General features: G+C 71.4%; 3 protein-coding genes and 1 tRNA gene. 2 read left to right on the top strand and 2 right to left on the bottom strand.

The features are described from left to right. Positions 1–2: 2 nt before the first annotated feature. A tRNA-Val gene (locus tag GQS09_RS28175) sits at positions 3–74 on the bottom strand. A 297-nt stretch (positions 75–371) separates the two neighbouring features. Here GQS09_RS28175 and GQS09_RS28170 point away from each other — a divergent pair. Together GQS09_RS28170 and GQS09_RS30170 are read left to right on the top strand one after the other, a co-directional pair. Continuing rightward, the gene (locus GQS09_RS28170) at positions 372–785 is read left to right on the top strand and encodes an SsgA family sporulation/cell division regulator (protein ID WP_093840659.1); all 414 of its coding nucleotides are present in this window, start codon (positions 372–374) and stop codon (positions 783–785) included. A gap of 181 nt (positions 786–966) precedes the next feature. Beyond that, complete coding sequence (locus tag GQS09_RS30170; protein WP_165990340.1) at positions 967–1,542, top strand: CGNR zinc finger domain-containing protein; 576 nt, start codon at positions 967–969, stop codon at positions 1,540–1,542. Between the two features lie 19 nt (positions 1,543–1,561). On the opposite strand, the gene GQS09_RS28160 is transcribed toward GQS09_RS30170, so the two are convergent. Further along, positions 1,562–1,754 (bottom strand): hypothetical protein (locus GQS09_RS28160; RefSeq protein WP_165990339.1); only part of this gene is annotated, 193 nt, incomplete at its 5' end.

Here is a 1,754-nt window from a genome sequence, read left to right as displayed (position 1 = left end):
GGTGGGCGATACTGGGTTCGAACCAGTGACCTCTTCGGTGTGAACGAAGCGCTCTCCCGCTGAGCTAATCGCCCGGCTGCGGTGCCCTGCGGCACGCGCAGAACTTTACCGCACTCCCCGGACCGTTCCGCACCGGCTTTCCTCTCCCGCCGGACGGGCGCCGGCCGCGCCGGGAATTTCCGCCGGACCTTGAATTCTGCCCAGCTCTCCCGGGTACCACACGCTTCAACGACATATCCACCTCCTCCATTCGAATGAGATCAAACCCGGCAAACCTCTCAGACGTGTTTACAACCGGCTGGTACGTGGCATGTCGATGGGGCCGACGTGCGAACCCCCGAGCGCACACTGAGCGAAAGGCCCTGGCGCTTATGAACACCACGGTGAGCTGCGAGCTGCACCTGCGCCTCGTCGTATCGAGCGAGTCCTCACTGCCCGTACCTGCGGGGCTGCGGTATGACACGGCGGACCCCTACGCCGTACACGCCACGTTCCACACCGGAGCCGAGGAGACCGTCGAGTGGGTTTTCGCCCGCGAGCTTCTCGCCGAGGGCCTGCACCGGCCCACCGGCACCGGTGACGTCCGGGTCTGGCCGTCGCGTAGCCACGGTCAGGGTGTCGTCTGCATCGCGCTGAGCTCTCCCGAGGGCGAAGCCCTTCTGGAGGCGCCCGCCCGGGCACTGGAGACGTTCCTGAAGCGCACGGATGCCGCGGTGCCGCCCGGCACCGAGCACCGCCACTTCGACCTCGATCGCGAACTCTCGCACATTCTCGCGGAGAGCTGAGGGGAGGGCAGAAGACCCGTCCGGTTCTGCGTGCCGTCTGACTCGGGGCGACGGCACGGAACCGGCGGTGAGCACCGGAAGGGCGTCGCCGCGGTCTCCACCGCGGCGGCGCCCCTGTGCCGTGGAGCGGATACAGTTCCGGGGACGGAATGCCTGCCCATCCGGACCGGGAGCCAGCGAGGTGCTCATCAACCACGACACGCGGTGCGCGCTCGACCACGCGGTCGATCTGCTCAACACCGCACCTGACGAGGGAGCTCCCGAAGGGCTGCCGGACGTGGCCGCGCTGCGCCGGTTCGTGACCGCCCGCGCGGTCAGCGGGGTCCGGGTGGAGGCGCTGGACGACGGCGACCTCGGGGCCGTGCGCCGGGTGCGCGGCCGGTTCGCCGAGGTGTTCGCGGCCCGCTCGGACCGGGAGGCGGCCGAGCTGATCAACCGCATGGTGGCGGAGGCCGGCACCACTCCGCAGCTCACCGACCACGACGGCCACGACTGGCATGTGCACTACTTCGCGCCGGGCGCCTCGGTCGCCGACCATCTGGCCGCGGACTGCGGGATGGCGCTGGGTTTCCTGGTGGTGGCCGGGGAACGGGAGCGGCTGCGGCGGTGCGAGGCGCCGGACTGCGGCCGGGCGTTCGTGGACCTGTCCCGGAACCGCTCGCGGCGCTACTGCGACAGCCGGACCTGCGGGAACCGGCTGCATGTGGCGGCCTACCGGGCCCGCCAGCGGGAGTCCGGCACCGCGGTCGGCGGCTGAGCCGCGCACACCCGCGGGTTCAGAGCAGCAGCAGGTCGTAGGCGGCGGAGAACAGCAGCAGCGAGCCGATCAGCGCGAGGAAGAACATCAGCGGCGGCTGTGAGAGCGCGTAGAGGCACCCACGGGCCTCGGGCCGGTCCGCGGCGGGTCCGGCGGCCTGCGGCCGCGGCCCTTCCTGCGCGGCGGCGGCCGGTGCCGCCGCGCGCGGCGGG

This window comes from Streptomyces sp. YIM 98790, assembly GCF_011421595.1.
In the GTDB taxonomy this organism is placed as follows: Bacteria; Actinomycetota; Actinomycetes; order Streptomycetales; family Streptomycetaceae; genus Streptomyces.
This window is presented reverse-complemented; position numbering and strand designations above follow the sequence as displayed.